This is a genomic window from Streptomyces sp. NPDC000878 (assembly GCF_053599695.1).
Genome location: NZ_JBSFMT010000187.1, coordinates 1 through 1505, shown reverse-complemented (window position 1 = coordinate 1505; position 1505 = coordinate 1). Strand labels below are relative to the sequence as shown.

Here is a 1505-nt window from a genome sequence, read left to right as displayed (position 1 = left end):
CGGATGCCTGGAGATCGGGCACGTCCGGTTCGGGAGGCGGGCCGGGGAAACCCACCGACGGCAACGTCGGCCGGGCGCCCCGGTCCGACCTCACCAACTGGCGGAGTACGCCGGGGCCACGGCCCCGTGGGGTCAGCAGCACCTGCTGGACCGCTCGGTGTGGGACGCCGATGCGCTGCGCGACTTCACGCGCCGTTACACGATCGAGGGCCTGGACGACGGCGGCATCGGCGCGGGGCCTGCCGGAGCGGCGGTGCTGGTGGTGGACGAGACGGGGTTCGCCAAGAAGGGCCGTACCTCGGCCGGCGTCGCCCGGCAGTTCACCGGCACCCTTGGCGGGGTCTTCCCCTGCCAGGTCGGTGTGATGGCCGCGCTCGCCACCGGCGTCGGAGCCGCCCTGATCGACCGTGAGCTGTATCTCCCGAAGGAGTGGACCGAGGACCGGCCGCGTTGCCGTGCTGCGAAGATCCCCGAGACGGTCGGCTTCGCCGTCAAGCCCCGGCTGGCCGAGAAGATGATCGCCCGGATCGTGCCCGACCTGGCCACGAGCCGTCTGTGGGTGGCCGCTGACGAGGTCTATGGCCGTGACGGCGCCTTCCGCGCCTTCCTCGAACGCCGCCGCCTTCCCTATGCGGTGACGGTTTCGTCCAGTCAGACGGTGCTGCCCCGTCCCGGATGGCGGCACATCGCCCGGCTGGTCGAGCGGGCCGCCGCCGAACAGGACTGGGTGGAGCTCGCCGCCGGACCCGCTCAACTCGGCTCGCGCGCCTGGCAGTGGTGGGTTCGGCGCATTCCCGACCCTGATGCGCCGTTCGGCGGGGATGCGTGGGCGTGATGGATCATCGCCCGGCGCCGCCCCGACGAGCCCGCCGCACGCGACTACTACCTGGCCTGGGGGCCTGCGAATACTGCCGTGGAAGATCTTGTGCTGGTGCCGGGCGCCCGCTGGAAGGTGGAAGAGTCGATCAAGCTGGCGAAGTCGGCGGCCGGGATGGCCGACTACGAAGTGCGCTCCTATCACGGCTGGTACCGGCATATCACGCTCGCCCAGCTGGCCGCCGCGTTCCTTGCGGTGCAGGCTGCCGGCCAACGGCGGGAGGAGGCCGACGCGGGGCTGATCGAAAGAGGGGGAGCTGGATGACCCCACCACCCCCAGCGGCATCGCGCCGATCGGCTTCACCGCACTCGAGATTCGCCGCATGATCCACCTGATGACCCCTCACCCCTCCCCGGAACTCCGATTCCGGCACGGTCTGCACTGGTCCTGGTGGCGCCGCTGCCACCAGGCAATCGCCCGATCCTGCCACCGGCAGCGCAACCGTGCACGCGCCGCAGCTCGCGCAACCGCCCGGCCACCACCGGCCCAAGCACCTCCAACTACAGCGGACTACTCGATCTCCAACTGAAGGGCTAGTGTCCTGCGCCGGAGATCCGTCGGCAGAAGCGGGCGAGGGAGTCGAGAATCTCTTCGGCTGTCTTGGTCCAGATGAACGGCTTGGGGTCTT

General features: G+C 70.4%; 2 protein-coding genes. Both read left to right on the top strand.

What is annotated here, in order from left to right; translation table 11 throughout:
* Positions 1–835 (top strand): IS701 family transposase (locus ACWDR4_RS50080; protein WP_450418865.1); only part of this gene is annotated, 835 nt, incomplete at its 5' end.
* Positions 836–913: 78 nt separating this feature from the next.
* Entirely contained in the window at positions 914–1141 is a 228-nt protein-coding gene (locus tag ACWDR4_RS50075; protein WP_450418864.1) for a hypothetical protein, read from the top strand.
* Positions 1142–1505 lie beyond the last annotated feature (364 nt).